At 62.0% G+C, this 24,357-nt stretch carries 21 protein-coding genes and 1 riboswitch; of the genes, 7 read left to right on the plus strand and 14 right to left on the minus strand.

Going from position 1 to position 24,357, the window contains the following annotated elements; translation table 11 throughout:
- Positions 1 to 48: 48 nt before the first annotated feature.
- Positions 49 to 1,497 carry an ethanolamine permease gene (gene eat, locus PSCI_RS10615; protein WP_045486181.1) on the minus strand — a complete coding sequence of 483 codons (1,449 nt, stop codon included), beginning with the start codon at positions 1,495 to 1,497 and terminating at the stop codon, positions 49 to 51.
- Between the two features lie 65 nt (positions 1,498 to 1,562).
- The gene (gene exaC, locus PSCI_RS10620; protein WP_045486183.1) at positions 1,563 to 3,083 is read right to left on the minus strand and encodes an acetaldehyde dehydrogenase ExaC; all 1,521 of its coding nucleotides are present in this window, start codon (positions 3,081 to 3,083) and stop codon (positions 1,563 to 1,565) included.
- A gap of 338 nt (positions 3,084 to 3,421) precedes the next feature.
- Between exaC and qhpR the strand changes: the two genes are divergently transcribed.
- The 3 genes from qhpR (at position 3,422) to PSCI_RS10635 (ending at position 6,016) form a co-directional block, all read left to right on the plus strand.
- On the plus strand, positions 3,422 to 4,492 hold the full coding sequence (gene qhpR, locus PSCI_RS10625) for an AraC-like transcriptional regulator QhpR (RefSeq protein ID WP_045486185.1): 1,071 nt from the start codon (positions 3,422 to 3,424) through the stop codon (positions 4,490 to 4,492).
- Between the two features lie 370 nt (positions 4,493 to 4,862).
- Positions 4,863 to 5,411, plus strand: coding sequence for a cytochrome b (locus PSCI_RS10630; protein ID WP_045486187.1), 549 nt, complete (start codon positions 4,863 to 4,865; stop codon positions 5,409 to 5,411).
- A gap of 26 nt (positions 5,412 to 5,437) precedes the next feature.
- Positions 5,438 to 6,016 carry a YceI family protein gene (locus PSCI_RS10635; protein ID WP_045486189.1) on the plus strand — a complete coding sequence of 193 codons (579 nt, stop codon included), beginning with the start codon at positions 5,438 to 5,440 and terminating at the stop codon, positions 6,014 to 6,016.
- Between the two features lie 95 nt (positions 6,017 to 6,111).
- Here PSCI_RS10635 and PSCI_RS10640 read toward each other — a convergent pair whose 3' ends face one another.
- From PSCI_RS10640 to ahcY, 3 genes are all read right to left on the minus strand, one after another.
- The gene (locus PSCI_RS10640) at positions 6,112 to 8,007 is read right to left on the minus strand and encodes a DEAD/DEAH box helicase (RefSeq protein ID WP_045486191.1); all 1,896 of its coding nucleotides are present in this window, start codon (positions 8,005 to 8,007) and stop codon (positions 6,112 to 6,114) included.
- A 365-nt stretch (positions 8,008 to 8,372) separates the two neighbouring features.
- Entirely contained in the window at positions 8,373 to 9,218 is an 846-nt protein-coding gene (metF, locus tag PSCI_RS10645) for a methylenetetrahydrofolate reductase [NAD(P)H] (protein ID WP_045486193.1), read from the minus strand.
- Positions 9,219 to 9,401: 183 nt separating this feature from the next.
- A complete protein-coding gene (gene ahcY / locus PSCI_RS10650; protein ID WP_045486196.1) occupies positions 9,402 to 10,811 on the minus strand; it encodes an adenosylhomocysteinase in 1,410 nt (469 codons plus the stop codon).
- A 23-nt stretch (positions 10,812 to 10,834) separates the two neighbouring features.
- A riboswitch (S-adenosyl-L-homocysteine riboswitch) is annotated at positions 10,835 to 10,953 on the minus strand.
- Between the two features lie 129 nt (positions 10,954 to 11,082).
- Between ahcY and PSCI_RS10655 the strand changes: the two genes are divergently transcribed.
- Positions 11,083 to 11,484, plus strand: a complete 402-nt coding sequence (locus PSCI_RS10655; protein WP_045486199.1) for an acyl-CoA thioesterase — start codon at positions 11,083 to 11,085, stop codon at positions 11,482 to 11,484.
- 147 nt (positions 11,485 to 11,631) lie between these two features.
- On the opposite strand, the gene otnI is transcribed toward PSCI_RS10655, so the two are convergent.
- The 7 genes from otnI to PSCI_RS10690 form a co-directional block, all read right to left on the minus strand.
- Positions 11,632 to 12,405, minus strand: coding sequence for a 2-oxo-tetronate isomerase (gene otnI, locus PSCI_RS10660; RefSeq protein WP_045486202.1), 774 nt, complete (start codon positions 12,403 to 12,405; stop codon positions 11,632 to 11,634).
- 22 nt (positions 12,406 to 12,427) lie between these two features.
- Complete coding sequence (locus tag PSCI_RS10665; protein ID WP_045486204.1) at positions 12,428 to 13,885, minus strand: GntT/GntP/DsdX family permease; 1,458 nt, start codon at positions 13,883 to 13,885, stop codon at positions 12,428 to 12,430.
- 83 nt (positions 13,886 to 13,968) lie between these two features.
- The gene (otnC, locus tag PSCI_RS10670; protein ID WP_045486206.1) at positions 13,969 to 14,607 is read right to left on the minus strand and encodes a 3-oxo-tetronate 4-phosphate decarboxylase; all 639 of its coding nucleotides are present in this window, start codon (positions 14,605 to 14,607) and stop codon (positions 13,969 to 13,971) included.
- The gene (otnK, locus tag PSCI_RS10675) at positions 14,607 to 15,893 is read right to left on the minus strand and encodes a 3-oxo-tetronate kinase (protein ID WP_045494120.1); all 1,287 of its coding nucleotides are present in this window, start codon (positions 15,891 to 15,893) and stop codon (positions 14,607 to 14,609) included. The genes otnC and otnK overlap by 1 nt, the downstream gene beginning before the upstream one ends.
- 2 nt (positions 15,894 to 15,895) lie before the next feature.
- Positions 15,896 to 16,864, minus strand: coding sequence for an L-threonate dehydrogenase (gene ltnD / locus PSCI_RS10680; RefSeq protein WP_269451204.1), 969 nt, complete (start codon positions 16,862 to 16,864; stop codon positions 15,896 to 15,898).
- A 345-nt stretch (positions 16,865 to 17,209) separates the two neighbouring features.
- The gene (locus PSCI_RS10685; RefSeq protein WP_045486211.1) at positions 17,210 to 18,025 is read right to left on the minus strand and encodes a DeoR/GlpR family DNA-binding transcription regulator; all 816 of its coding nucleotides are present in this window, start codon (positions 18,023 to 18,025) and stop codon (positions 17,210 to 17,212) included.
- Positions 18,026 to 18,132: 107 nt separating this feature from the next.
- Positions 18,133 to 19,410, minus strand: a complete 1,278-nt coding sequence (locus PSCI_RS10690; RefSeq protein WP_045486215.1) for a cation:proton antiporter — start codon at positions 19,408 to 19,410, stop codon at positions 18,133 to 18,135.
- A gap of 196 nt (positions 19,411 to 19,606) precedes the next feature.
- Between PSCI_RS10690 and PSCI_RS10695 the strand changes: the two genes are divergently transcribed.
- Positions 19,607 to 20,443: a DMT family transporter gene (locus tag PSCI_RS10695; protein ID WP_045486218.1), complete on the plus strand. Its 837-nt coding sequence runs from the start codon at positions 19,607 to 19,609 to the stop codon at positions 20,441 to 20,443.
- A gap of 11 nt (positions 20,444 to 20,454) precedes the next feature.
- Positions 20,455 to 20,853, plus strand: a complete 399-nt coding sequence (locus PSCI_RS10700; protein ID WP_045486221.1) for an MAPEG family protein — start codon at positions 20,455 to 20,457, stop codon at positions 20,851 to 20,853.
- 376 nt (positions 20,854 to 21,229) lie between these two features.
- Here the strand turns inward: PSCI_RS10700 and PSCI_RS10705 are convergent, their stop codons facing one another.
- Positions 21,230 to 21,640, minus strand: a complete 411-nt coding sequence (locus PSCI_RS10705; RefSeq protein WP_045486223.1) for a DUF1090 domain-containing protein — start codon at positions 21,638 to 21,640, stop codon at positions 21,230 to 21,232.
- A 42-nt stretch (positions 21,641 to 21,682) separates the two neighbouring features.
- Positions 21,683 to 23,368, minus strand: coding sequence for an NAD-dependent DNA ligase LigB (gene ligB / locus PSCI_RS10710; protein ID WP_045486225.1), 1,686 nt, complete (start codon positions 23,366 to 23,368; stop codon positions 21,683 to 21,685).
- A gap of 210 nt (positions 23,369 to 23,578) precedes the next feature.
- Here ligB and PSCI_RS10715 point away from each other — a divergent pair, with 210 nt between their 5' ends.
- Complete coding sequence (locus PSCI_RS10715; RefSeq protein WP_045486228.1) at positions 23,579 to 24,199, plus strand: LysE family translocator; 621 nt, start codon at positions 23,579 to 23,581, stop codon at positions 24,197 to 24,199.
- Positions 24,200 to 24,357: the final 158 nt, after the last annotated feature.

The following is a 24,357-nucleotide window of genomic DNA, read 5'->3' on the forward strand; positions in this document are numbered from 1 at the left end:
GAATCATTTCTCCTGTGGCGGCCGCTTTTCAGCGGCCGCTGCAAGGGGTTAACGCAGTGACTGTTCGGCCGCCTGAATCGCCGCGAACTCTTCTTCCGGGGTGCCTGACACCAGATGGTGGCGGCTGTACAGGGCGAAGTAGGCAATCAACAGAGCGTAGATGACGGCCGCGCCGATCACGACCCGTGGATCAACCAGGAAGCCCGCCACCAGCGCCACTGCTGCCAGCACCAGAGCCACGCCCGAAGTCAGTATGCCGCCAGGGGTACGGTACGGCCGCGGCATGTCAGGACGGCGAACGCGCAAGGTGATGTGGGCGGCCATCATCAGTACATACGACAGCGTGGCGCCGAAAACCGCGACCAGAATCAGCAGGTCGCCCTGGCCGCTCAGCGACAGGCCAAAACCGATGATGCCCGGTACGATCAGGGCCATGACCGGCGCTTTGTTGCGGTTGGTCAGCGACAGCCCGCGTGGCAGGTAGCCTGCACGAGACAAGGCAAAGATCTGCCGCGAGTAGGCATAGATGATCGAGAAGAAGCTGGCGATCAGACCGGCCAGGCCGACCAGGTTGACGAACTGGCTCATCCAGGTCGAGCCGCCATAGACCTTGACCAGCGATTCGACCAGCGGGTTGCCGGAGGCCACCAGCGCCTGGGCGCCGGCTGCGCCAGGGCCGACCAGCAGGATCAACCCGGCGAAGGCCAGCAGCACCAGCATGGCGCCGATCAGTCCGCGCGGCAGATCACGCTTGGGATCCTTGGTTTCTTCGGCGGCCAGTGGCACCCCTTCTACCGCCAGGAAGAACCAGATGGCATAGGGCAGGGCGGCCCAGATACCGATATAGCCGAACGGCAGGAAGCTGCTCGCGCCCTTGGCCTCGGTGGCCGGAATGTCGAACAGGTTGGCGAGCTGGAAGTGCGGGACCATTGCGATGATGTACACCGCCAGGGCGATGGCCGCCACGGCGGTGATGGCGAACATCAGCTTCAGGGCTTCACCGGCACCGAGAATGTGAATGCCGATGAACACCACATAGAACACCAGGTAGATCACCCAGCCGCCGATGCCGAACAGCGACTCGCAATAAGCGCCGATAAAGCAAGCAATGGCGGCCGGGGCGATGGCGTACTCGATGAGGATTGCAGTGCCGGTCAGAAACCCGCCCCAAGGGCCGAATGCCGTGCGGGTAAAACCGTAGCCGCCACCGGCGGTGGGGATCATCGAGGACAACTCGGCCAGCGAGAAGCACATGCACAGGTACATGGTTGCCATCAGCAAGGTGGCGATGAACATACCGCCCCAGCCCCCTTGGGCCAGGCCGAAGTTCCAGCCGGCATAGTCGCCGGAAATCACATAGGCAACGCCCAGGCCGATCAGCAGCACCCAGCCGGCCGCACCTTGCTTGAGCTGGCGGTTGGCGAAATAGTCGGCACTGACGGCTTCGGTTTCCACACCGCCGTGCGAGGGCGGTGTGGAGAGGGTTTCTTTGGACATGTCAGAACTCCTTCACGCACCCGCCGTCCGGCGGCGGGGCGTTGTCGTGTTGGGCTTGTGGCAGATCAAAAGAACCCCAGCGGGTTGATGTCGTAGCTGATCAGCAGGTTTTTGGTCTGCTGGTAGTGGTCGAGCATCATCTTGTGGGTTTCACGCCCGACCCCGGACTTTTTATAGCCGCCAAATGCAGCATGCGCCGGGTACAGGTGATAGCAGTTGGTCCACACGCGGCCGGCCTTGATGCCCCGGCCCATGCGGTAGGCGCGATTGATATCGCGGGTCCAGACCCCGGCGCCGAGACCGAACTCGGTGTCGTTGGCAATCGCCAGGGCTTCGGCTTCGTCCTTGAAGGTGGTCACGCCGACCACCGGGCCGAAAATCTCTTCCTGGAACACGCGCATGCTGTTGCTGCCCTTGAGCAGGGTCGGCTGGATGTAATAACCGCTGGCCAGGTCACCCTCCAGCTTCTCGACCGCGCCGCCTGCGAGCAGCTCGGCACCTTCCTGTTGGGCGATGTCCAGATAGCCAAGGATCTTGTCGTACTGTTGCTGCGAGGCCTGGGCGCCGACCATGGTGTCGGTGTCCAGCGGGTTGCCGCGCTTGATGGCTTTGATCTTCTTCAGCACCTGTTCCATGAACGGTTCGAAGATCGACTCCTGCACCAGGGCGCGGGAAGGGCAGGTACAGACTTCACCCTGATTGAAGAACGCCAGCACCAGGCCTTCGGCGGCTTTTTCGATGAACGCAGGTTCTGCATTCATGATGTCTTCGAAGAAGATGTTCGGCGACTTGCCGCCCAGCTCCACGGTGCTCGGGATGATATTGGTGGCCGCGCATTTCATGATGTGCGAGCCCACCGGAGTCGAACCGGTGAAGGCGATCTTGGCGATGCGGGTGCTGGTGGCCAGGGCTTCGCCGGCTTCCCGGCCATAGCCCTGAACGATGTTCAGCACACCGGGTGGCAGCAGGTCACCGACCAGTTCGGCGAACACGGTGATCGACAACGGGGTTTGTTCGGCCGGTTTGAGCACCACGCAATTGCCTGCGGCCAACGCCGGGGCGAGTTTCCAGGCGGCCATCAGCAGCGGGAAGTTCCACGGGATGATCTGGCCGACCACGCCCAGCGGTTCATGGAAATGGTAGGCGGCGGTGTGCTCGTTGATTTCGGCGCTGCTGCCTTCCTGGGCGCGGATGCAGCCGGCGAAGTAGCGAAAGTGGTCAGCGGCCAGCGGCACATCGGCATTGAGGGTTTCGCGCACCGCCTTGCCGTTGTCCCAGGTCTCGGCCACGGCCAGTTGTTCAAGGTTGGCCTCGATGCGGTCGGCGATCTTGAGCAGGATCAGCGAGCGGTCCTGTACCGAGGTCTTGCCCCAGGCTTGGGCTGCGGCGTGGGCGGCATCCAGCGCCTTGTTGATATCGGCGCTGTCGGAGCGTGGAAACTCACCAATCAGCGAGCCGTCTACCGGGCTGGTGTTGCTGAAGTACTGGCCGCCCAATGGCGCGGTGAATTCACCACCAATGTAATTGGCATAGCGCGGCTTGAGCGTGATAACGGCGCTTGGTGTACCGGGTTTGGCGTAGATCATGCGAATTCTCCGATGCGGCTTTTTGTTGTTGTACGAACGGGCAGTTCAGACAGGTCTGGGCCAATCATGAGTCGCTTTCATGTTCTCGACTTGACCTTGAGCTTGGCTGGCTGTCGTCCAGGGTCAAGTTTTCAGGGTATGCGTCGGCGGTGTCGTGCAGAGTCAAATCGGCTGCGCGGTTCGGGTGCGGTTGTTTCCTGATGACCCGTTTTGGGGCGTTCGTTTCTGCAAGTAACCCGAGCAGATGTTGAAAACGCCGGTTTAGAGCGGTTTTAGCCGCGAACAGATGGCGGCGTGGTTCTTGCTTTCTGAAATGAATTGTCACGAAGGAGGCGATGATGGGATCTATCCTCAGCCAGCCCGATCATCCGGCAGCAATGACATTGCTCAGCGGCGGGCAGGGCAACGCTGGCGTGCTGGCTGCGGCCGCCAGCGGCTTGTGCAGCTTTATCGAAAAGCACGGCGGTGACCCGGATCGGATCCTCGGTATGTCGGGTATCGACCCTGAAGCACTGAGCCATCCAACCCTGAGCCTGGCGCTGCCCAATTATTGCCAGGTGCTGGAAGAGGCATCACGCCAGTCTGGCTGCGATAACTTCGGCCTGTACTACGGCCAGCAATTCAAACCCCAGGCGCTTGGGCTGCTGGGGTATATCGGGCTGTGCTCGGCTACGGTCGAGCAGGCGCTGATCAACTTTGCCCGGGCCTTTCCGCTGCACCAGCGCAACAGCCTGATTCGTCTGGTGGACGAGGGCGAGTGCTACCGCTTCGATTATCAAGTGCGCCACGGCGCGATTCTGTGCCGCCGCCAGGACGCCGAATTGACCTTGGGCATGGCGCTGAATCTGGTTCGCCATGTAATGGGCAATCAGTGGGCGCCGCGTGCCGTGCATTTCGAGCACCCGCGCCCTGAGCACTGGCACGAGCACTGTAAGGTGTTCGATGCGCCGGTGTACTTCGAGCAGCCTTGCAACTCGCTGGTAATCCCCAAGCGCGGCCTGCAGCGGGCCATGCCTCAGGGTGATCCGGTGTTGCTGCTGGTCATGCAGGACTCGCTTAACCAGCTCAGCCGCCTGAGCCTGCGCGGCGAGCTGGAGGTTGCCGACGACGTACGCGAGCGCGTTCGCCAGCAGTTGCTGATTGGTGAGCCGGTGCTCGATGATGTCGCCGAGCAGATGGGCATGACCAGTTGGTCGCTGCAAAGGCGGCTGCGCGAACAGAATCTGAGTTTCTCGAGCGTGGTCGACACACTGCGCCGTGAACTGGCCACCCATTACCTGAGCCAGCATCAGTTGCCGATCTCCGACCTGGCGCCGCTGCTCGGTTATTCAGAAACCAGCGCCTTCTCCCGCGCTTTCCGTCGCTGGTTCGGCGTCAGCCCGCGCCAATGGCGCCGCGATGGCCTGTAGGAGCGGCTTCAGCCGCGAAGGCTTCCCGGCTAAAGCGGATCGCCGCCCGGCCGCGCCTGCGGGCAATAACATCAGCCATCCCGACTTGCGCTGAACCGATCCATCGGCCAGATAGCCATCGGCTACCGTTCATCGCCAGCAGATGGCCAGTTGTCATTGCTTAATATCGTCCTAATCTCTTATCGCTGATGCTCTGTTATGCCCGGTTTGCAGGCCCTCTGCGAACCGGCGGGTTATCCCATGGTCTGAATCGCACGATGAAAAGACCGGTGGATTGATCGTGTTTATCGATTCATCAGAGCAATTTTTTGCGCTTTTTTTCGATAGATAAATCGCTAGTCTGATCACACGTCTTACAGGGTATTAGGCAATGCAGCTACGTAACTCATCTTCTCGATACGGTCTGGTCAGCCGGGTGCTGCACTGGGGTGTGGCGCTGACGGTGTTCGGCCTGTTTGGCCTGGGGCTGTGGATGATGGGGCTGGATTACTACGACAGCTGGCGCAAGGCCGGGCCTGACCTGCACAAGAGCATCGGTCTGGTCCTGTTCGCCGCCATGCTGGTTCGGGTGATCTGGCGCTTTGTCAGCCCGCCGCCGCCACCACTGACCAGCTACAGTAGGTTGACCCGCATTGGCGCGGCGTTCGGCCATCTGTTTTTGTATGTCGCGTTGTTTGCGGTAATGACCGCCGGCTACCTGATCTCCACCGCCGACGGTGTGGGCATTCCGGTATTCGGCCTGTTTGAAGTACCAGCACTGATCAGCGGACTGCCGCAGCAGGCTGAAACGGCAGGACAGATCCACTTTTACCTGGCCTGGGCCATCGTGATCTTCGCGGTGCTTCATGGCCTGGCTGCTTTGAAACACCACTTCATTGATCGTGATGTGACCCTCAAGCGTATGCTGGGTCGTAATTGATAGTTCAACCAAAAAGGGAATACAGCATGTTGAAGAAGTCTCTCGCCGCTCTGGCCCTGGGTACCGCACTGTTCACCGCTGGCCAGGCCATGGCCGCTGATTACAAGATCGACAAGGAAGGCCAGCACGCCTTCGTCAACTTCAAGATCAGCCACCTGGGCTACAGCTACATCTACGGTACGTTCAAGGACTTCGATGGCGAGTTCAGTTTTGATGCTGCCAAGCCGGAAGCGAGCAAGATCTCGGTCGATCTGAAAACCGCCAGCCTGTTCACCAACCATGCCGAGCGTGACAAGCACATCCTCAGCAAGGATTTCCTGGATGCCGGCAAATACCCGGAAGCCAAGTTCGTTTCGACCAGCGTTAAATCCACTGGCGAGAAGACTGCTGACGTGACGGGCGACCTGACTCTGCACGGCGTCACCAAGCCGATCGTGATCAAGGCAACCTTCAACGGCGAAGGCAAGGATCCATGGGGCGGCTACCGCGCAGGCTTCAACGGCACCTCGACGCTGAACCTGAACGACTTCGGCATCAAAGGCCCAGGCCCGAGCTCTCAGACTCTGGATCTGGACATCACTGTTGAAGGTGTACAGAAGAAGTAATTCGTCGCGCCGCCAACACCATGGCTGCATCACGCAGCCATGGAGCGCAGACAAAAAAACGCCGACCCTGGGGTCGGCGTTTTTGCATCCGGCGCTCAGTCTTCGCGGTTGCGAGTCAGCAGCGCGGGTTTTTCACCGCGTGGGCGGCTTGGCAACTGATCGAGCATTTCTGGCGTCGGGAAGCGATCAATCTTCGACTCCTTGTGCATGATCTTGGGTTGCGGGGGCTGACGCTCCTGGGGACGCACGGCAGGCTCTTCGCGCAGTGGGCGACGATCACGGGACTGGCCGCGTGGCGCACCACTGCGTGCTGCACCGCCGCCAGTGCGCTTGCCCTGGCCTGAACCGCCATTGGCGTTGCGTGCACCGCCATTACTGCGCGGCTGAGCCGGGCCTTGACCATGCGGGCGAGCAGCACCGTTGCTGGCACCCTGACCGGCCGGGCGACGGCCACGACCCTGGCCAGGCTTACCCTGGTAAGGGCTGACGTAGTCGGCGCGGTTGCCAAAGTTGTCTACATCGTCATCGAGAAACTCTTCCGGATCACGGTTGGCCGGCGGACGTGGCGGTGTGCTGGCGCGTTGTGGCTGTTGCTCACGGCCACCACCGTCACGGCCAGTGCCTTCGCGAGGCTTTTTCTCGCGTGGCTTGCGGGCCGGACGCTCACCGGCCGGCGCCGCTGCGCTGTCTTTGGCCTTGTCTTTCTCGCGGCCTTTGTCCTTGCCTTTGTCACGACGGCCGCCGCTGCCCTTCTCGGACTTCTCGCCGCCTTCGCCGCGAGCATTGCGCGGGTTACGTGGCTGGCGCGGCTCGCGCACTTCCGGCTTCTCGGCCTCTACGGCGTTGATGTCGAAACCTTGCAGGTCACCGTCAGGGATCTTCTGCCGGGTCATGCGCTCGATGCTCTTGAGCAGCTTCTCTTCGTCTGGCGCCACCAGCGAGATCGCCTCACCGGTGCGGCCCGCACGGCCGGTGCGGCCGATACGGTGCACGTAGTCTTCGTCGACGTTGGGCAGTTCGAAGTTGACCACATGTGGCAACTGGTCGATGTCCAGGCCGCGGGCGGCGATATCGGTGGCAACCATGATCCGTACTTCGCCGGCCTTGAAGTCGGCCAGGGCTTTGGTACGGGCGTTCTGGCTCTTGTTGCCGTGAATTGGCACAGCGCTCAGACCGTGTTTGGTCAGGTACTCGGCCAGACGGTTGGCGCCGTGCTTGGTGCGGGTGAACACCAGCACCTGCTCCCAGGCACCCTGAGTGATCAGGTGGGCCAGCAGCGCACGCTTGTGGCTCGATGGCAGGCGGAAGACGCGCTGCTCGATGCGCTCGACCGTGGTGTTCGGCGGAGTGACTTCGATGCGCTCCGGGTCGTGCAGCAACTTGCCGGCCAGCGACACGATGTCATTGGAGAAGGTTGCCGAGAACAGCAGGTTCTGGCGCTTGGCCGGCAGACGGGCCAAGACCTTCTTGACGTCATGGACGAAGCCCATGTCGAGCATGCGGTCGGCTTCGTCGAGGACCAGGATTTCAACGTGGGACAGGTCGACGCTGCCTTGGCCGGCCAGGTCGAGCAGGCGGCCCGGGCAGGCGACCAGCACGTCAACGCCCTTGGCCAGGGCCTGGACCTGCGGGTTCATGCCTACGCCGCCGAAAATGCAGGCGCTGACGAACTTCAGGTCGCGGGCATACAGCTTGAAGCTGTCATGCACCTGGGCGGCCAGTTCGCGGGTCGGGGTCAGGACCAGTACGCGCGGCTGGCGCGGGCCATGACGCTGGGATTTGTCCGGATGACCGTTGGGGAACAGCCGCTCCAGGATCGGGAGGGCGAAACCACCGGTCTTACCAGTACCTGTCTGGGCGGCGACCATCAGATCGCGGCCTTGCAACACGGCGGGAATCGCCCGCTGTTGCACGGGAGTAGGCTGGGTGTAGCCCGCCGCTTCGACAGCGCGGACTAGAGCCTCGGAGAGACCGAGGGAAGCAAAGGACATGAGAAATCCTGTTCTGGTTTGGAGCTTGTGCTCTGGAATGATCATGCCTGGCGGAATGGCGTTCAGGCTGCCTGAACCTGCAGCGTATGTGTGCTGTAGATTTTCAGGAGCTTGTCGGGACGCGATCCCGTCCGGTGCTGCGGGGTCAGAAATCCATCTCGTGACTGCATCGGCGCGATCGAGATGCCTATTGCAAGACCCAGCGTCCGGGCGTAAGCCTGGCGGGAAGGCCGGAGTATATCAGAATCGGTGTTCTGCACGGCTGTCCGGCTGTATGACGGTTTTTATCAGGAGAACGGCCCCGAAGCAATGCCTCAGGGCCATCAAAGGCTGTCGACGTTCCGAACGGTCGTCGCGCAGCGCTTTCAGCGAGGCAGCTTCAGATTGTTCCAGATCGCCAGACTCGGTTCTGCCTGATTCAGCGTGTAGAAGTGCAACCCAGGTGCGCCGCCCTGCAGCAGGCGTTCGCTCATCTCGGTCACGACCTGCTCGCCAAACGCCTGGATGCTCGCCGTATCGTCACTGTAGGCTTCCAGTTGCTTGCGGACCCAGCGCGGGATTTCCGCACCGCAGGCGTCCGAGAAGCGCGCCAGCTTGCTGTAGTTGGTGATCGGCATGATGCCGGGCACTACGGGAATATCCACACCCAGCTTCTGCACGCGCTCCATGAAGTAGAAGTAGCAGTCGGCACTGAAGAAATACTGAGTGATCGCGCTGTCGGCACCGGCCTTGACCTTGGTCACGAAGTGCGCGATGTCGTCGTCGAAGTTACGCGCTTGCGGGTGCATCTCCGGGTAGGCGGCGACTTCGATATGGAAGTGGTCGCCGGTTTCTTCACGAATGAAGCTCACCAGGTCGCTGGCGTAGCGCAGCTCACCGCTGGCCATGCCCATGCCCGAAGGCAGGTCACCGCGCAGGGCAACGATGCGTTTGACGCCGGCGTTCTTGTACTGCGTCAACAGCTCACGCAGTTCGGTCTTGGTGTCGCCGACGCACGACAGGTGCGGTGCGGCAGGAACTTTGACTTCGTTTTCGAGCTGCAGCACGGTATTGAGCGTGCGGTCACGGGTCGAACCGCCCGCACCGTAGGTGCAGGAGAAAAAGTCGGGATTGTAGGCTGCCAGTTGGTGGGCAACATTCAGCAGCTTTTCATGGCCAGCATCGGTCTTGGTCGGAAAGAACTCGAAGCTGTAGCGGCGTTCTTGGCTCATCTGGCCGGTCTCATATTGATGCGGACATATCCGCGATAACGCGCAGAAACTTGATCGCTGCCCCGGTAGGAGCGACCTTGGTCGCGAAGAGGCCATGCCAGGCACAACATATGTTGCGCCTGGTCGATTGCTTTCGCGAGCAAGCTCGCTCCTACAGGATTTTCACCACAGGGCAGACGTTGATCAGTAGCGGTAAGTGTCTGGCTTGAACGGGCCTTCGACGGTCACGCCGATGTAGTCGGCCTGAGTCTTGGTCAGTTTGGTCACTACGCCGCCGAAGCCACGGACCATTTCCAGGGCAACTTCTTCGTCGAGTTTTTTCGGCAGTACTTCAACGGTCAGACGCTGGGCTTTCTGCTCGGCCGACAGGTCGGCGTACTTCTGTTCGAACAGGAAGATCTGCGCCAGCACCTGGTTGGCGAACGAACCGTCCATGATGCGGCTCGGGTGACCGGTGGCGTTGCCCAGGTTCACCAGACGGCCTTCGGCCAGCAGGATCAGATAGTCGTCGTTATGCGGGTCAAAGCTGCCCGGGCCGGTACGGTGGATCTTGTGTACCTGTGGCTTGACCTCTTCCCACGCCCAGTTCTTGCGGGTGAAAGCCGTGTCGATTTCGTTATCGAAGTGACCGATGTTGCACACCACGGCGCGCTTTTTCAGGGCCTTGAGCATGCCGGCGTCGCAGACGTTGACGTTGCCGGTGGTGGTCACGATCAGGTCGATCTTGCCCAGCAGGGCTTTGTCGACGCTGGCTTCGGTGCCGTCGTTTTCACCGTTGATGTACGGCGAAACCACTTCGAAACCGTCCATGCATGCCTGCATGGCGCAGATCGGGTCAACTTCGGTGACCTTGACGATCATGCCTTCCTGACGCAGCGACTGGGCCGAGCCCTTGCCCACGTCACCGTAGCCGATGACCAGCGCTTGCTTGCCCGACAGCAGGTGGTCGGTGCCGCGCTTGATGGCGTCGTTGAGGCTGTGACGGCAACCGTACTTGTTGTCGTTCTTGCTCTTGGTCACCGAGTCGTTGACGTTGATGGCCGGGATCTTCAGCTCGCCTTTGGCCAGCATCTCTTGCAGGCGGTGAACGCCGGTGGTGGTTTCTTCGGTAACGCCGTGGATGCGTTCGAGCATCTGCGGGTACTTCTTGTGCAGGATTTCGGTCAGGTCGCCGCCGTCGTCCAGAATCATGTTGGCGTCCCAAGGCTGACCGTCCTTGAGGATGGTCTGCTCGATGCACCACTCGTACTCTTCTTCGGTCTCGCCTTTCCAGGCGAACACAGGAATACCGGCAGCAGCGATGGCGGCAGCGGCCTGGTCCTGGGTCGAGAAGATGTTGCACGACGACCAGCGTACTTCGGCACCCAGGGCAACCAGGGTTTCGATCAGCACGGCAGTCTGAATGGTCATGTGGATACAGCCGATGATTTTCGCGCCCTTGAGCGGTTGCTCACCGGCGTATTTGCGGCGCAGGCCCATCAGGGCAGGCATTTCCGATTCGGCAATGATGGTTTCGCGACGGCCCCAGGCGGCCAGGGAGAAGTCGGCAACCTTGTAGTCGTTGAAATCTGCGGGCGTGTTTGCAGCGCTCATTGAAGAGACTCCATTCCATAAAGTATGAATGGGCGCCGTTGTGCGTTCAGGTTTACACCTATAAAGCCCGCAGCCGGAGGCTGGCGAGCAACGCCCCATCCGAGCCTGACAGGGTAAACCTGCTGCAGCGCCCCTCGGACAGGTGGCGGGAACGGTATCAAGCGTTGATGACCGTTTGAAAACGGGTGGCAGTATAGCCGTGCTTGCGATGGTTCCCAAGGTTTTATATGCCATGATGGGGCCATCCATCGGCAGTCACTCAGGAGAGACCATGAACTTCCATACCCGCAAGTGGGTGAAACCCGAAGACCTCAACCCTAACGGCACGCTGTTTGGCGGCAGCCTGCTGCGCTGGATCGACGAAGAGGCCGCGATCTACGCCATCGTGCAACTGGGTAACCAGCGGGTGGTGACCAAGTACATCTCGGAGATCAACTTCGTCAGCGCCTCGCGCCAGGGCGACATCATCGAGCTGGGGATTACCGCTACCGAGTTTGGCCGCACCTCGATCACCCTGCGTTGCCAGGTGCGTAACAAGATCACCCGCAAGAGCATCCTGACCGTCGAGAAGATGGTCTTCGTCAACCTCGGCGAAGACGGCCAGCCCGCGCCGCATGGCCGGACTGAAATCCGCTACATCAAGGACCAGTTCGACCAGCCGGAAGACGAATAAACCAGACCATACATCGGTTATGCAGCCAATCCAGTCGGCATAGTCATTTGGTCGATCATCGGTGGGAGCGACCTTGGTCGCGAAGGCTACCTGCCAGGCGCTGGATATGTTGCGCCTGGACAGGCTCTTTCGCGAGCGGGCTCGCTCCTACAGGCGGCGCAGCCACTCCAGGCCTTCGCTGGTATCGCCTTTGGGGCGGTACTCGCAGCCGATCCAGCCGGTATAGCCCAACTGGTCGATCACCTCGAACAGGTGCGCGTAGTTCAGCTCGCCCAGGTCCGGTTCGTGACGGTCCGGCACGCCAGCGATCTGGATATGGCCGATCCCGGCAAAGTCGCGGCGCAGTTTGGCGGTCAGGTCGCCTTCGACGATCTGGCAGTGGTAGCAATCGAACTGCACCTTGAGATTGTCGGCACCGACCTGCTGCACGATGGCTTGCGCCTGGTCCTGACGATTGAGAAAGAAACCCGGCATGTCACGGGTGTTGATCGGTTCAATCAGCACCGTGATACCCAAGGGCTTTGCCTGGGCAGCGGCATAGGCCAGATTCTCCAGATACACCGCCTGATGCCTGGCGCGCAGCTCTTCGCTGGGCAGCAGACCGGCCATCACGTGGATGCGGTCATTGCCCAGCACTTGTGCATATTCCAGCGCCTTGGCGATACCGCCCCGGAATTCTTGTTCACGGCCCGGCAGGCTGGCGATGCCACGCTCGCCCGCCGCCCAGTCGCCCGGTGGGGCGTTGAACAGCGCCTGTACCAGAGCGTTGTCATCAAGACGCTGCTTCAACTCCTGAGGGCTGTAGTCATACGGGAACAGATACTCGACCGCCGCAAAGCCGTCGGCGGCAGCGGCAGCGAAGCGGTCCAGGAAGTCATGCTGCGGGTACAGCATGCTGAGGTTGGCGGCGAAACGAGGCATATTAACTCCGGTCTTCAAAGCGTCAGACAAAAGGCCACAGCAGCAGGGTGAATACAAACCCCAAGGTGCCCAGCAGGGTGACCAGCACAGTCCAGGTACGCAAGCCGTCGGCCACGTTCAGGCCGGCCAGTTTGGTGAACATCCAGTAACCGGCGTCGTTGATGTGCGACATCGCCAGGCCGCCACCGCCCATGGCCAGGCACAGCAGCGCGAGCTGGTTGGCCGACAGGTCCAGGGTGGCAATCAGCGGGCTGAGAATACCGGCGGTGGTGACCAGCGCCACGGTGGTCGAGCCCTGTACTGCACGCAGCAGCATGGTCAGGATAAAGCCCAGCGCCAGAACCGGCAGGCCGGTGTGACGCAGCGCTTCGGAAACGACCGCACCGATACCGGTGTCGACCAGCACCTTGCCGAACACGCCGCCAGCACCGGCGATCAGGATCACCATGGCCACGCCCGGCAGCGCCGAGCCGATCACATCAGAGACCTGCGAGCGGCTCCAGCCACGGCGCGAGCCGAGCAGCCAGGCACACAGCAGGGTGTCGATCAGCAGCGCCACCAGCGGCGCGCCGAGTACGGTCAGGATGTCGCGCAGGGTCGAACCGACCGGCAGCATGGTGGTGGCCAGGGTGCCGAGCAGAATCAGCACGATCGGCAGCAGGATCAGCGCGATGATCATCCCGAAACCCGGTGCCGGTGCGGCTGGCAGGCTCTTGGCCAGGCTGCTGGCGCTGGCTTCGGCGCCGAACTCTTTGTCCTGCACCACTTCACGTACCGTGGAGTAGTCGTTGCGCGCCCAGGCTTGCAGATCGGCGTTGGTCACGTGCGGGCCGTAGACCTCGGCCCGGATGTCATCGGTCATCGGGTAGGTCTTGCGGGTCATGCGCCCGGCAATGAAGTAACCCACCGCGCAAACCACCGCCACCAGCGGAATACCCAGCAGCAATACCCGACCCAGATCGGCGCCCAGTTGGCTGGCAGCGGCAACAGCACCCGGATGCGGCGGCAGGAAGGCGTGCACCGCGAGCAATGCTGCGCACATCGGCAGGGCGAAGATCAGCAGCGGTTTGCGTGCGGTACGCGCCACGCCATAGGCCAGCGGCATGAGGATGATCACCCCGACCTCAAAGAACACCGGAATGCCGACGATGAAGCCCGCGACGGTCAGGGCCAGCGGTGTGCGCCGGTTGCCGAAGCGTTCGATCAGCGTTTTGGCCAGCGCCTCGGCACCGCCTGACAACTCAATGATGCGCCCGATCATTGCGCCCAGGGCGATGATGATCGCGATATGCCCCAGGGTCTTGCCCATACCGCCCTCAATGGTGGCAACCAGATCGGCGGGCTTAACCCCGGCTACCAGCGCGACGATGATGCTGACCAGCATCAGGGCTACGAAGGGCTGGAGTTTGTACTTGAGGACCAGAAACAGCAGCAGTGCGATACCGGCACCGGCGATTAGCATCAGCATTAATGGAGTCATGCTTTCATCCTGTTTTTATTGTTGTCCGGCAGTGCCGGGGCTGGCAGGGCGCCGCAAGGCGGCGCCGGGATGTGGAACGGGGGTTACCACTTGGCGCCGAAGACCTGATGCAGCTCTTCGAGCGCCTGCTCCGGCAGTGGAGCGGGTTTGGGATTGCTCATCAGCCACAAACGGGCGGTCTCTTCGAGTTCTTCCAGGGCGTAGCAGGCCTTGGCTACCGAGCTTTCCCAGATCACCGGGCCGAGCCGTTCGAGCATCACGCCGCGCACGCTGTTGGCCAGTTGCGCGACGCGCTCGGCGACGATCGGCGAGCCGGGGCGTTGGTAGCCGATCAGCGGAATATGGCCGACCTTCATCACCTGGTAGGGCGTCAGCGGCGGCAGAATGTCGTCTTCGTGCCACACCCCGGCCAGGGTCAACGCCACCAGATGGGTGGAGTGGGTATGCACCACGCCGCCGACCTCTGGATTGCGGTCATACACCTGGCGGTGCAGGGCCAGGGTCTTGGAAGGCTTGCTGCCGGAGACCCATTCACCGGCCAGGTTGACCTTGGCGATGTCGTCCGGCTGCATGCGGCCCAGGCAGGCATCAGTCGGGGTGATCAGCCAGCCGTCGTCGAGCCGGGCGCTGATATTGCCGGCGCTGCCGACGGTGTAGCCACGGCCATACAGCAGGCGGCCCACGTCGCAGATTTCTTCGCGCAGGGCTTTTTCATTGCTCATCAGACCGCTCCTGCCAATTGCTTGAGGGCTTTGGCGAAGAAGTCGCGGGCGCCGAAGTTGCCCGACTTGAGGGCCAGGGCCAGCGGCTGTTCACCGTCGCTGACTGTCGCCGGTACACCGGGGTCGATCTGGGCGCCGATTTTCAGCAGTTGCACGCCCAGCGCCTGAACCACCGAGCCGGAGGTCTCGCCGCCAGCGACCACAAAGCGTCGCACGCCCGCGTCGAACAGACCCTTGGCGATCTGCCCCAGCGCCTCTTCAACCATGGCACCGGCACGCTCGGCACCGAGTTTTTCCTGCACCGCTTTGACTTCGTCCGGGGTGCTGGTGGCGTAGATCAGTACGGTCTGGCCGGCGTCACGGGCAAAGGCCAGCGCCTGCCCGACCACCGGTTGACCGGCGGCCAGCGCCAGCGGGTCGATGCGCAGCGCCGGGCGACCGGCTTCCAGCCAGGCCAGCACCTGACCATTGGTGGCCAGCGAAGCACTGCCGGCCAGTACCACTTCACCGCCTTCGATGGCAATGCTCTGGGCCGCGTCGATGTCGCGCAGCTTGCCGGCCTTGCGGAAGTTGCCCGGCAGGCCCAGCGCCAGGCCGGAACCGCCGGTCAGCAGCGGCAGGTCGGCACAGGCTGCACCCAGGGTGTAGAGGTCGGCATCGGACACGGCATCGGCAATCGCCATGCTCACGCCCTCGGCGCGCAGCTCGGCAATGCGCGCACGCACCGCGTCGCTGCCCTTGGCCACGGTGTCATAGCGCAGCAGACCGACTTTGCCCTTGGTTTGTGCTTGCAGCACGCGCACCAGGTTGGCGTCGCCCATCGGTGTCAGCGGGTGATTCTGCATCCCCGACTCGCTGAGCAACTGGTCCTGGACAAACAGGTGGCCACGGAAAATGGTCCGGCCGTTTTCCGGAAACGCCGGGCAGGCGATGCTGAAGTCACCGCCCAGTCTGGCCAGCAGTGCTTCGCTGACCTGGCCGATGTTACCGGCGGCAGTGGAGTCGAAGGTCGAGCAGTATTTGAAGAAGATCTGCTCGCAGCCACGCTCGCGCAGCCACTCCAGCGCGGCGAGGGATTCATCCACCGCCTCGGCGGCCGGGGTGGTGCGCGACTTCAGCGCGATGACAATGGCGTCGGCATCAAGGCCGGCAGCCACTTCGGCGCTGGGGATGCCGATGCTCTGTACGGTGCGCATGCCGCCGCGTACCAGCATGTTGGCCAGGTCCGTGGCGCCGGTGAAGTCATCAGCGATGCAACCGAGCAGCGGGCGGGAAGTAACCGTCATGATCATTGCTCCCCTTTGGCTTTTGGCAGTTCGATGCCAGGGAAAATTTTGATCACTGCCGAGTCGTCTTCACGGCCAAAGCCGGCACTGGAGGCCTGCATGAACATCTGGTGCGCGGTGGCCGACAGCGGCAGCGGGAACTTGCTGGTGCGGGCGGTATCCAGCACCAGGCCCAGGTCCTTGACGAAAATGTCCACCGCCGACAGCGGCGTGTAGTCAGCGTTGAGGATGTGCGGCACGCGGTTTTCGAACATCCACGAGTTACCGGCGCTGTTGGTGATCACTTCGTACAGGGCATCGGCATCCACGCCTTCGCGCAGGCCCAGGGCCATGGCTTCGGCGCTGGCGGCGATATGCACACCGGCCAGCAACTGGTTGATGATCTTGACCTTCGAGCCCAGGCCATGGACGTCACCGAGGCGGTAAACCTTGCCAGCCATGCCGGCCAGCACGGCTTCGGCCTTGGCGTAGGCGTCGGCCGGGGCGGAGGTCATCATGGTCATTTGCCCGGCAGCGGCCTTGGCGGCGCCACCGGAGATGGGCGCGTCGAGGTACAGCAGGCCCTGATCGGCCAAGCGCTGGCCCAGCTCGACGGCGAAGGTCGGGGCGACCGTGGCGCAACCGATCACCAGACTGCCGGGGCGCAGAGCAGCGACGGCACCGTTGTCACCGAACAGCACGGTTTCGGTCTGCTCGGCGTTGACCACCACGGTGATGATGATGTCGCAGGCGCCAGCCAGTGCAGCAGGCGAGGCGGCAGCGACACCACCTTCGTTGGCAAAAGCCTGAACCACTTCACTGCGCACGTCACAGGCATGCACCTTGAAGCCATTGCGCAGCAGCGAGCGGGCAATGCCCAGACCCATGGCGCCCAGGCCGATCACACCGACATTCGATTGAGTCATTGCTGTCATCCTCGGTCGTCGCCGCTGCACATCACGAGCGCCTCTAAAAACTACCTGCGTTGCCATCGCTGCGTTGAAAACCGGCTCAAAATGCTCATTTACAATCCGTAAACTGCGCTTTCTCGCCGGTTTTCGCCTTGCGCTGGCTGCCTCGCCTACGTTTTTAGAGATGCCCTCATGCCAACAGACGGCTTAATTGTTCTGAAATGTGAATCTGATAGTGGATCAGTGAGCTGATAATGTGAAGTATTTTTTCTATTTAACAAATGTTCACATTGTTGATCTGCGTCACACAGACAGCAAAAAGCCCCTGGGCAGGGGCTTTGGTGTGTGACTGTAGGAGCGGCTTCAGCCGCGAACATGCAGCGTTCGTTCTTCGCCGCTAAAGCGGCTCCTACGCGGCGGGTAGGGTTACGCCGGGGTAGAGGCCAGCAGCAGTTCGATGCGCTGGTTGCGGATGCTTTCAGCGGCAGCCGGGGTCAGGGCGTCGTCTGTTATCACGCTGTCGAACTGTTCCAGCGCCGCGACTTTGTACATGCCGAAGGTGCCGTACTTGGAGCTGCTGGCGATCAGCACACTGCGCGAGGCCGACTGCATGGCGGCCTGTTTGACCTCGACCTTGAGCGCCGAAGGCGTGGTACTGCCACGCTGCAAATCCCAGGAACTGGTGGACATGAACGCGATGTCGGTCGCCAGCTGGCGCAGGGTCGCGGCGGCCAGGCCGCCGACGCTGGAGCGGTTGGGGTGGTCGAGCAGGCCACCGGTGTGAATCACATCCACATGGTTGGCATCGGCCAGCGCATTGACGATGCCGAAGTCGTTGGTGACCACCGTCATCCCCGACAGCGCGGCAATGTGCGGGACGATTTCCAGCGTCGTGGTGCCGGCATCCAGATAAACCGTCATGTCCGGGTGCAGCAGCGCGGCGGCCAGGCGTGCCATCGCTTGCTTGTTCGGCAGTTCCACCACGGCCTTGGACTGGTGGCTGGGCTCGCTGTGCAACTGGCTGGCGATCCGCACGCCACCGGTGACCGAGTAGGCGCGGCCTTCCTGCTCCAGCAGGGCGATGTCACGGCGGATGGTCATGTGCGAGCAATCGAACATGTCCATCAGTTGGTGCACGCTCAGCACCTGATGCTTGCGCAACTGACGCAGCATCTGCTCGCGGCGTTGATCGGGAATCATCGGTGCGCCGCCGGTCATGGCGGGTTTCTCTGGGGTGGACATCTCTGCTCCTGCAAGGCGACTTCCAGACATGCCGTCAAGTTTACGTGCAGCGCCGGGATGGGCAGAAAATTTTTTAACACAATCTGCTCATCCCGGACGCCGCCCGATCAATGGCCGGGGTGCGGCGCTGCGGCGTTTGAGTCAGCTACCTGCGGCTGGCCGGTCACCGAGCGCACCAGCCTGCCAATGGTCAGGCCCTGCAACAGGATCGACAGCAGCACCACGATGTAGGTGATGCTCAGCACGATGTCGCGTTCCGGCCCGAGCGGTAGCGCCAGTGCCAAGGCCACCGACACACCGCCACGCAGCCCGCCCCAGGTCAGGATGCGGATCGTGCCTTGCGGCACCTTGCGCCAGCGGCGCAGCAGCAAAATCGCCGGTGCCACGGTGATGAAGCGCGACAGCACAATGGCCACGGCCAACAGGCCGGCGGCCGCCAGGTGCAGCCAGGAGAACGGTAACAGCAACAGCTCCATGCCGATCAGCGCGAACAGCAGGGCATTGAGCATGTCGTCGAGCAACTCCCAGAAACCGTCCATATAGCGGCGGGTCATGTCGTTCATCGCCAGATTACGGCCCAGATTGCCGATGATCAGGCCGGCCACCACCATGGCAATCGGCGCCGATACGTGCAGCTCTGAAGCCAATGCCGAACCGCCGATGACCAGTGCCAGGGTCAGCATCACCTCGATCTGGTACTGCTCGATGCTCTTGATCATCAGATACACCGCATAGCCAATCAAGCCGCCGTACAGCACCCCACCGATGGCCTCGTGGGCAAACAGGATGGCGGTCTCGGTCACGCTCGGGGTCTCGCCCAGTTGCGCGATGCCCAACAGCACGGTGAACACCACCACAGCGGTGCCGTCGTTGAACAGGCTTTCACCGACGATGGTGGTTTTCAGGGGTTTGGAGGCATTGGCGGTCCGTAGCACGCCGAGCACCGCGATCGGGTCGGTGGGCGAGATCAGCGCGCCGAACAACAGGCAATACAGGAAGCTGACGTGCCAGCCGAACATCGCGAAAATCCACCACGCCAGGCTGCCAATCACAAAGGTGGCGATCAGCACGCCGAAGGTCGCCAGCAGGCCGATGGGCCAGCGATAACTCTTCAGGTCTGCGAGGTTGACGTGCAAAGCGCCGGCGAACAGCAGAAACGACAGCATCCAGTTCATCAGTAGATCGCCAAAGTCGATCTGGCCGATCAACTGTTCCACGCGCTCTTCAAGGCCGGGAAAGCCCAACAGGCTCAGGCCTTGTAGCAGCAGGGAAAAGATCAGTGCCGTGACCATCACACCAATGGTGGGTGGCAGGCCGATGAAGCGGTAATTCACGTAAGTGAGCAGGGTGGTCAGGCAGATAAACGCAGCAGCAAGTTCAAGCATCCGTAGTTCCGTATTGGCAGATCCATATTCATTTCGTATCGAGGGTCTAGCGGCCCCGGCAAGTGTCGGCGCGAAGGCGATTGACCACCGGGAAGGGGTAATAGTGCACGGTTTGAGAAATTTTTTGCCACATTAGCTGCCTTGACTGTTGGCCTGTCTGTCATGCTGGGGGCTCTCTGAGCAAGGAGTAAAGCGCGTGTTGGCGACAGCTCTGGTACTGGTGGCGGCCGTGCTGCACGCGGTGTGGAACACCCTCGTCAAGTTCAGTGCCGAGCGCTTGCTGGTGATCGCCAGCATGGACGGCGTGGCACTGCTGTGTGCATTACTGGCGGTCAGCTTCGTCAGCCCGCCGCCGGTGCAGGTCTGGCCCTGGCTGGTGGCTTCGGCGCTGTTCGAACTGCTGTATCGCGCGTTGCTGATCAAGGCTTACCGGGTGGGTGACCTGGGATTGGTGTATCCGCTGATGCGCGGACTCTCACCTCTGGTGGTGCTGGCCCTGACGCTGATCTCTGGTGGTGAGCAACTGAGTGTCCAGCAGATCATTGGCATTTTGCTGATTCCGTGCGGGATGGTCTGCCTGCTCTGGCAAGGTGGCGGCGGGGAGCGCTTGCCCTGGAGCCTGCTGCCGGTGGTCGGGCTGATTGGCCTGTGCATCGGCAGCTACACCTGGATCGACGGCCAGGCCCTCAAGCTGGGCGTGCCGGCGCTGGATTATCTGGTGTGGCTGACGCTGGTCAGTGCCTGGCCGTTTCCGGTGCTGGCAGCCTGTTACAAATATCAGGGGCTAATGACGTTCTGGCGCGAACAGTGGACACTCGGGCTGAGTGTCGGGCTTTGCGTGCTGCTGAGCTACGCCCTGGTGTTGTGGGCCATGCAACTGGGGTCGGTGGCGGAGGCGGCGGCCTTGCGCGAGGTCAGCGTACTGCTGGTGGTGTTGATGGGCATGCGTTACCTGAAAGAACCTTTTGGCCGGCCCCGGCTCTTAGCATGTGGTCTGGTGTTGCTCGGCATGCTGGTAATGAAGTTCAAATAAGGAATCAACTTATGACAGTCGCTTTTTGGTGTGTGTTGATCGCGATTCTCCTGCCGCTGATCTGCTCGGTTATTGCCAAGGCCAGCAGCGGCAAGTTTCGATCGGGTCATAACCGTGACCCCAGGGATTTTCTGGATCGGCTGGAAGGCTTGCCACGGCGTGCCCATGCCGCGCAATTGAACGGCTTCGAAGTGCTGCCGGGCTTTGCCGCCGCAGTGATCATTGCCCACATCGCCGGCAATGCACAGCTGGTGACCATCGATGTGCTGGCGGTGCTGTTCATCACCAGCCGCTTGCTGTTCATCATTTTCTATCTGGCCGACCTGGCGGTGCTGCGCTCGATCTCTTTCCTGGTTGGCCTGGGGCTGATCATCGGCCTGTTCGTCGCCTCGGCGGTGCCAGCGGCCTGACCGGCGGAGGCGGTGATCTGGCCCCTCTCGCGAAGAGGCCAGTAAGCTCACAGCATCTGCTGCGACTGTGCCTCCGTCTTCGTCGGCAAGCCAACTCTCATCAAACAAAGTACAAATCGCTGATTTACAAGGCCCTCCCGTAGGAGCAGCTTTAGCTGCGAAGCCTTTCGCAGCTAAAGCTACTCCTACGGGGTTGCGTGTTGGCTACGCGACAGCGCGGCGCCGAGGCGGCGGGCGATCTCCCACCGAATTTGTGTCGTGCCTAAGAAGCAGGTACGGCGCCGACTCGGTGGGAGTCGGCTCAGCCGACGAATGCGGTGGTTCATTAAGTAAACAGTGTCGGCTTCAGCCGCGAATGGACTGATATCGCCGTCTCTCAGTTCTGAGTCTGGACCTTGTCCAGTTCAGCCTGGGCATCGACCAGTTCTTTGCGTGACTCGGCCAGTTTGTCTTTGCGTTTGTTGATGCGCTCCGGGTCGCCCTTGGCCATGGCTTTGTTCAGGTCGGTCTGGCGGCGGCTGACTTCACGCTTGGCATCCAGCACCTTTTGTTCATGCTGCTTGAGCAAAGCGGTTTCGCTGCAGTTGGCGTTGACTTCGCTCAGCGCCTTTTCCAGCCCGGCCTGCTCACGTTTGTTGCCGTCAGCCTTGGCTTGCTGAATCTTGCCGTTGATTTCCTGGCTCTTGAGCAGACAGCCCGAAGCCGGTGGTGCCTGTTCCGCGGCCAGTACCGCTGGCGACCCCAGCGCGCACGCCAGCGCCAGGATCAATGGGGAAAACAGCTTCATGTGAACTCCTTGTGCAAGCCGGGCGCAGATAACAACCCGGCATCAAAATCCCGCAACACCCAAGGCGCTCAACTGACTGCGCAGCGCCTTAACCTGCGGGTCGAGAAAAAATGCCTGTAACTGTGCAGCACGTCCCGGTCCGATCCCGGCTTCGGCCTGCCATTGCTCCAGGCTACGCGCCGCCAGGGTCTGCCAGTCATCGGCCAGGCGGGCGTTACCGGTGGGCGGCAGGCCCAGTGCCTTGAGCCAGAGGCGGAACGGTTTGTCCCGGGCGCTCTGCAGATTGGCAAACAGTGTAGCGCCGCTACGCTCACCCAGGCCGGGCATCTTAACAAGCTCGGCGGCGTCAAGGGTCATCCAGTCGAGCAAACCGTCGAGCCGCCCGGCATTGAGCAGTTTGTCCCAGGTGCCAGGCCCGACCCCCGGCAAGTCCAGCCCCTGCTTGCCAGACAGCCACACCAGCCGCGCCTTGAACTGGCTTTCGCAGCCGGGCGTGAGTTGCCAGCAACTGAGCGAGTGATAAGCCTGTGGGTCTGGTACATGCAGCGGCACGCGTTCGCTGTTGCGCAGCAGTACACCGTCGAAGCGCGGGATGGTCAGCCCGGCCAGGCTTAACGCCACCTGATCACCGGGGCGGACATCCAGCTTCTGCCAGCGTTGCAGCGAACCGACACTGACCGAACTTATGGTGCGGTCATCAAGGCGAATCGGCACCAGCTCCAGCATCGGCGTGATCCGCCCGCTGCGGCCGATGTTGAAGGTCACCTTGCGCACCTCGGCCAGCGCTTGCGCGTAGGGGTATTTCCACGCTGTTATCCAGTACGGCGCCCTGGCCTGCCAGCGCTCGGCCGGCGGGCGACTGCCCTGGCGCAGTACCACGCCGTCGGTGGCGAAGGGCAGCGGGTTGCGATACCAGAATTCGCGCCAGGCGCGGGCTTGTTCAATGCCTGCCAGCGGCTGGCTGTAACGGGCCATGTCGCTGAAGCCCAAGGCGGCCAGCTCATCCATGCGCGGCTGCAGTTGTTGCGGGCCGGTGGGCCAGTCCCAGACGAACAGGCCGATTTGCGCTGCCTGCTCGTCACTCAGATCATGCCGGGCCAAGGCACCGGCCACCTGGCTGCGGGCATTGAGGCTGCCGTCGGTGGCCTGCACATGGCCGTTCAGACGCCAGTACAACTCGCCTTGCAGCAGCAGGTCGCGTGGTTCGGGCAACTGACCGGGAATGGCTGCGATACGCCGCGCCTGGGTGGTCCAGTCCTGGCCTTGCTGGCCGTCGCCACGACTGATGGCCTGCACCAGACGTCCTTGCTCATAAACCAGCGTGACCGCCACGCCATCGACCTTGGGTTGAATCCACACGTCCTCGCGCCCGGCCAGCCAGCGGGCCACAGCCTTGTCATCAGCCAGCTTGCCCAGCCCGGTATGCGGCACCGGATGCAGCACCCGGCCGCGTGCGGTGAGTAACGGGTCGTCGGCGGCGCCGGCAGGCAGGTTGAAGCAACTGCGCAGTGTGGACAGACGTTGCCGGGCCTGGTCGTACAGCTCATCGGCAATCAGTGATACGCCTTGGCGATGGTAGCTGTCGTCCCACTGCAAGATCTGCTCCTGCAAGGCATGTACTTGCTGACGGGCCTTGGCCGGCTCCCAGTCCGGGCATTGCGCGGCCTGCAAGGTCGCACTGCCTGACAACAGCACAGCGGCAACCAGTAAACGAATTGTCGGCAACATCGAAGCCTCCTTGCTTGATAACGGTGCCCGACAGGCTAGCCAGACATCGCCATAGTCAGTGGCGCAGAGGGTCACAGGGTTTTGCCAGGCTTGAGCGGATGTATCGCGGCGGTACAGTCAACCCGGATAAAAGCCCTTGGCTGTGCCTTGAGCGGGCAGGGTGTGCATGCCAGATTGCAACTCGCTGCCCTGTCTTGCGGAGAATCCCCCATGGAGCTTTCCACCCTTGCCCTGTTCATCCCGGCCTGTTTCGCCCTGAACATGGCGCCCGGCCCCAACAACCTGTTGTCGGTCAGCAACGCCAGCCGCTACGGCTTCGCCCGCGCCTGCAGCGGCGGAGCAGGGCGCCTGCTGGCCTTCGCCATCATGATTGCCCTGGCGGCCGTCGGCCTGGCCGCTGTGCTGCACACCTCCGAATGGCTGTTCCACGCCATCAAAATCATCGGCGCAGGCTATCTGTTCTGGCTGGCCTTCCAGCTCTGGCGCGCCACCCCGCAAGCCGAAGGCATGGCCGCCGCCGACTCACCGGGCCTCGCCCGGCTGGCGCGTCAGGAGTTTCTGGTCGCCATCGGCAACCCCAAAGCGATCTTGCTGTTTACCGCATTCCTGCCGCAGTTCGTTGACCAGTCCCGCGACGTGACCGCGCAATTTGCCGTGCTGGGCGCGTTGTTTCTGCTGCTGGAGTGCGTGGCGATTGCCCTGTACGCCTGGATGGGCGTGCATGCGCGTCGGCTGTTTGCCAGGCCGTCGAGCAAGCAGATGTTCAATCGGGTGTGTTCGGGGTTGTTGGCCAGTGCGGCGACGGCGTTATTGGTGGCGCGGCGGGGGTGAGGTTTTCTTGGGGGAGAACAGGCCAGATCCCGTTCATCGTTTTTGGCGCTACACAATGCTTAACCCTGTCGGTACGCCTGAGGGGCACCTCTAAAAACTACCTGCGTTGCCATCGCAGCGTTAAAAAACGGCTCAGAATGCTCATTTACAACCCGCAG

It is taken from the genome of Pseudomonas sp. StFLB209, from assembly GCF_000829415.1.
Lineage (GTDB): Bacteria > Pseudomonadota > Gammaproteobacteria > Pseudomonadales > Pseudomonadaceae > Aquipseudomonas.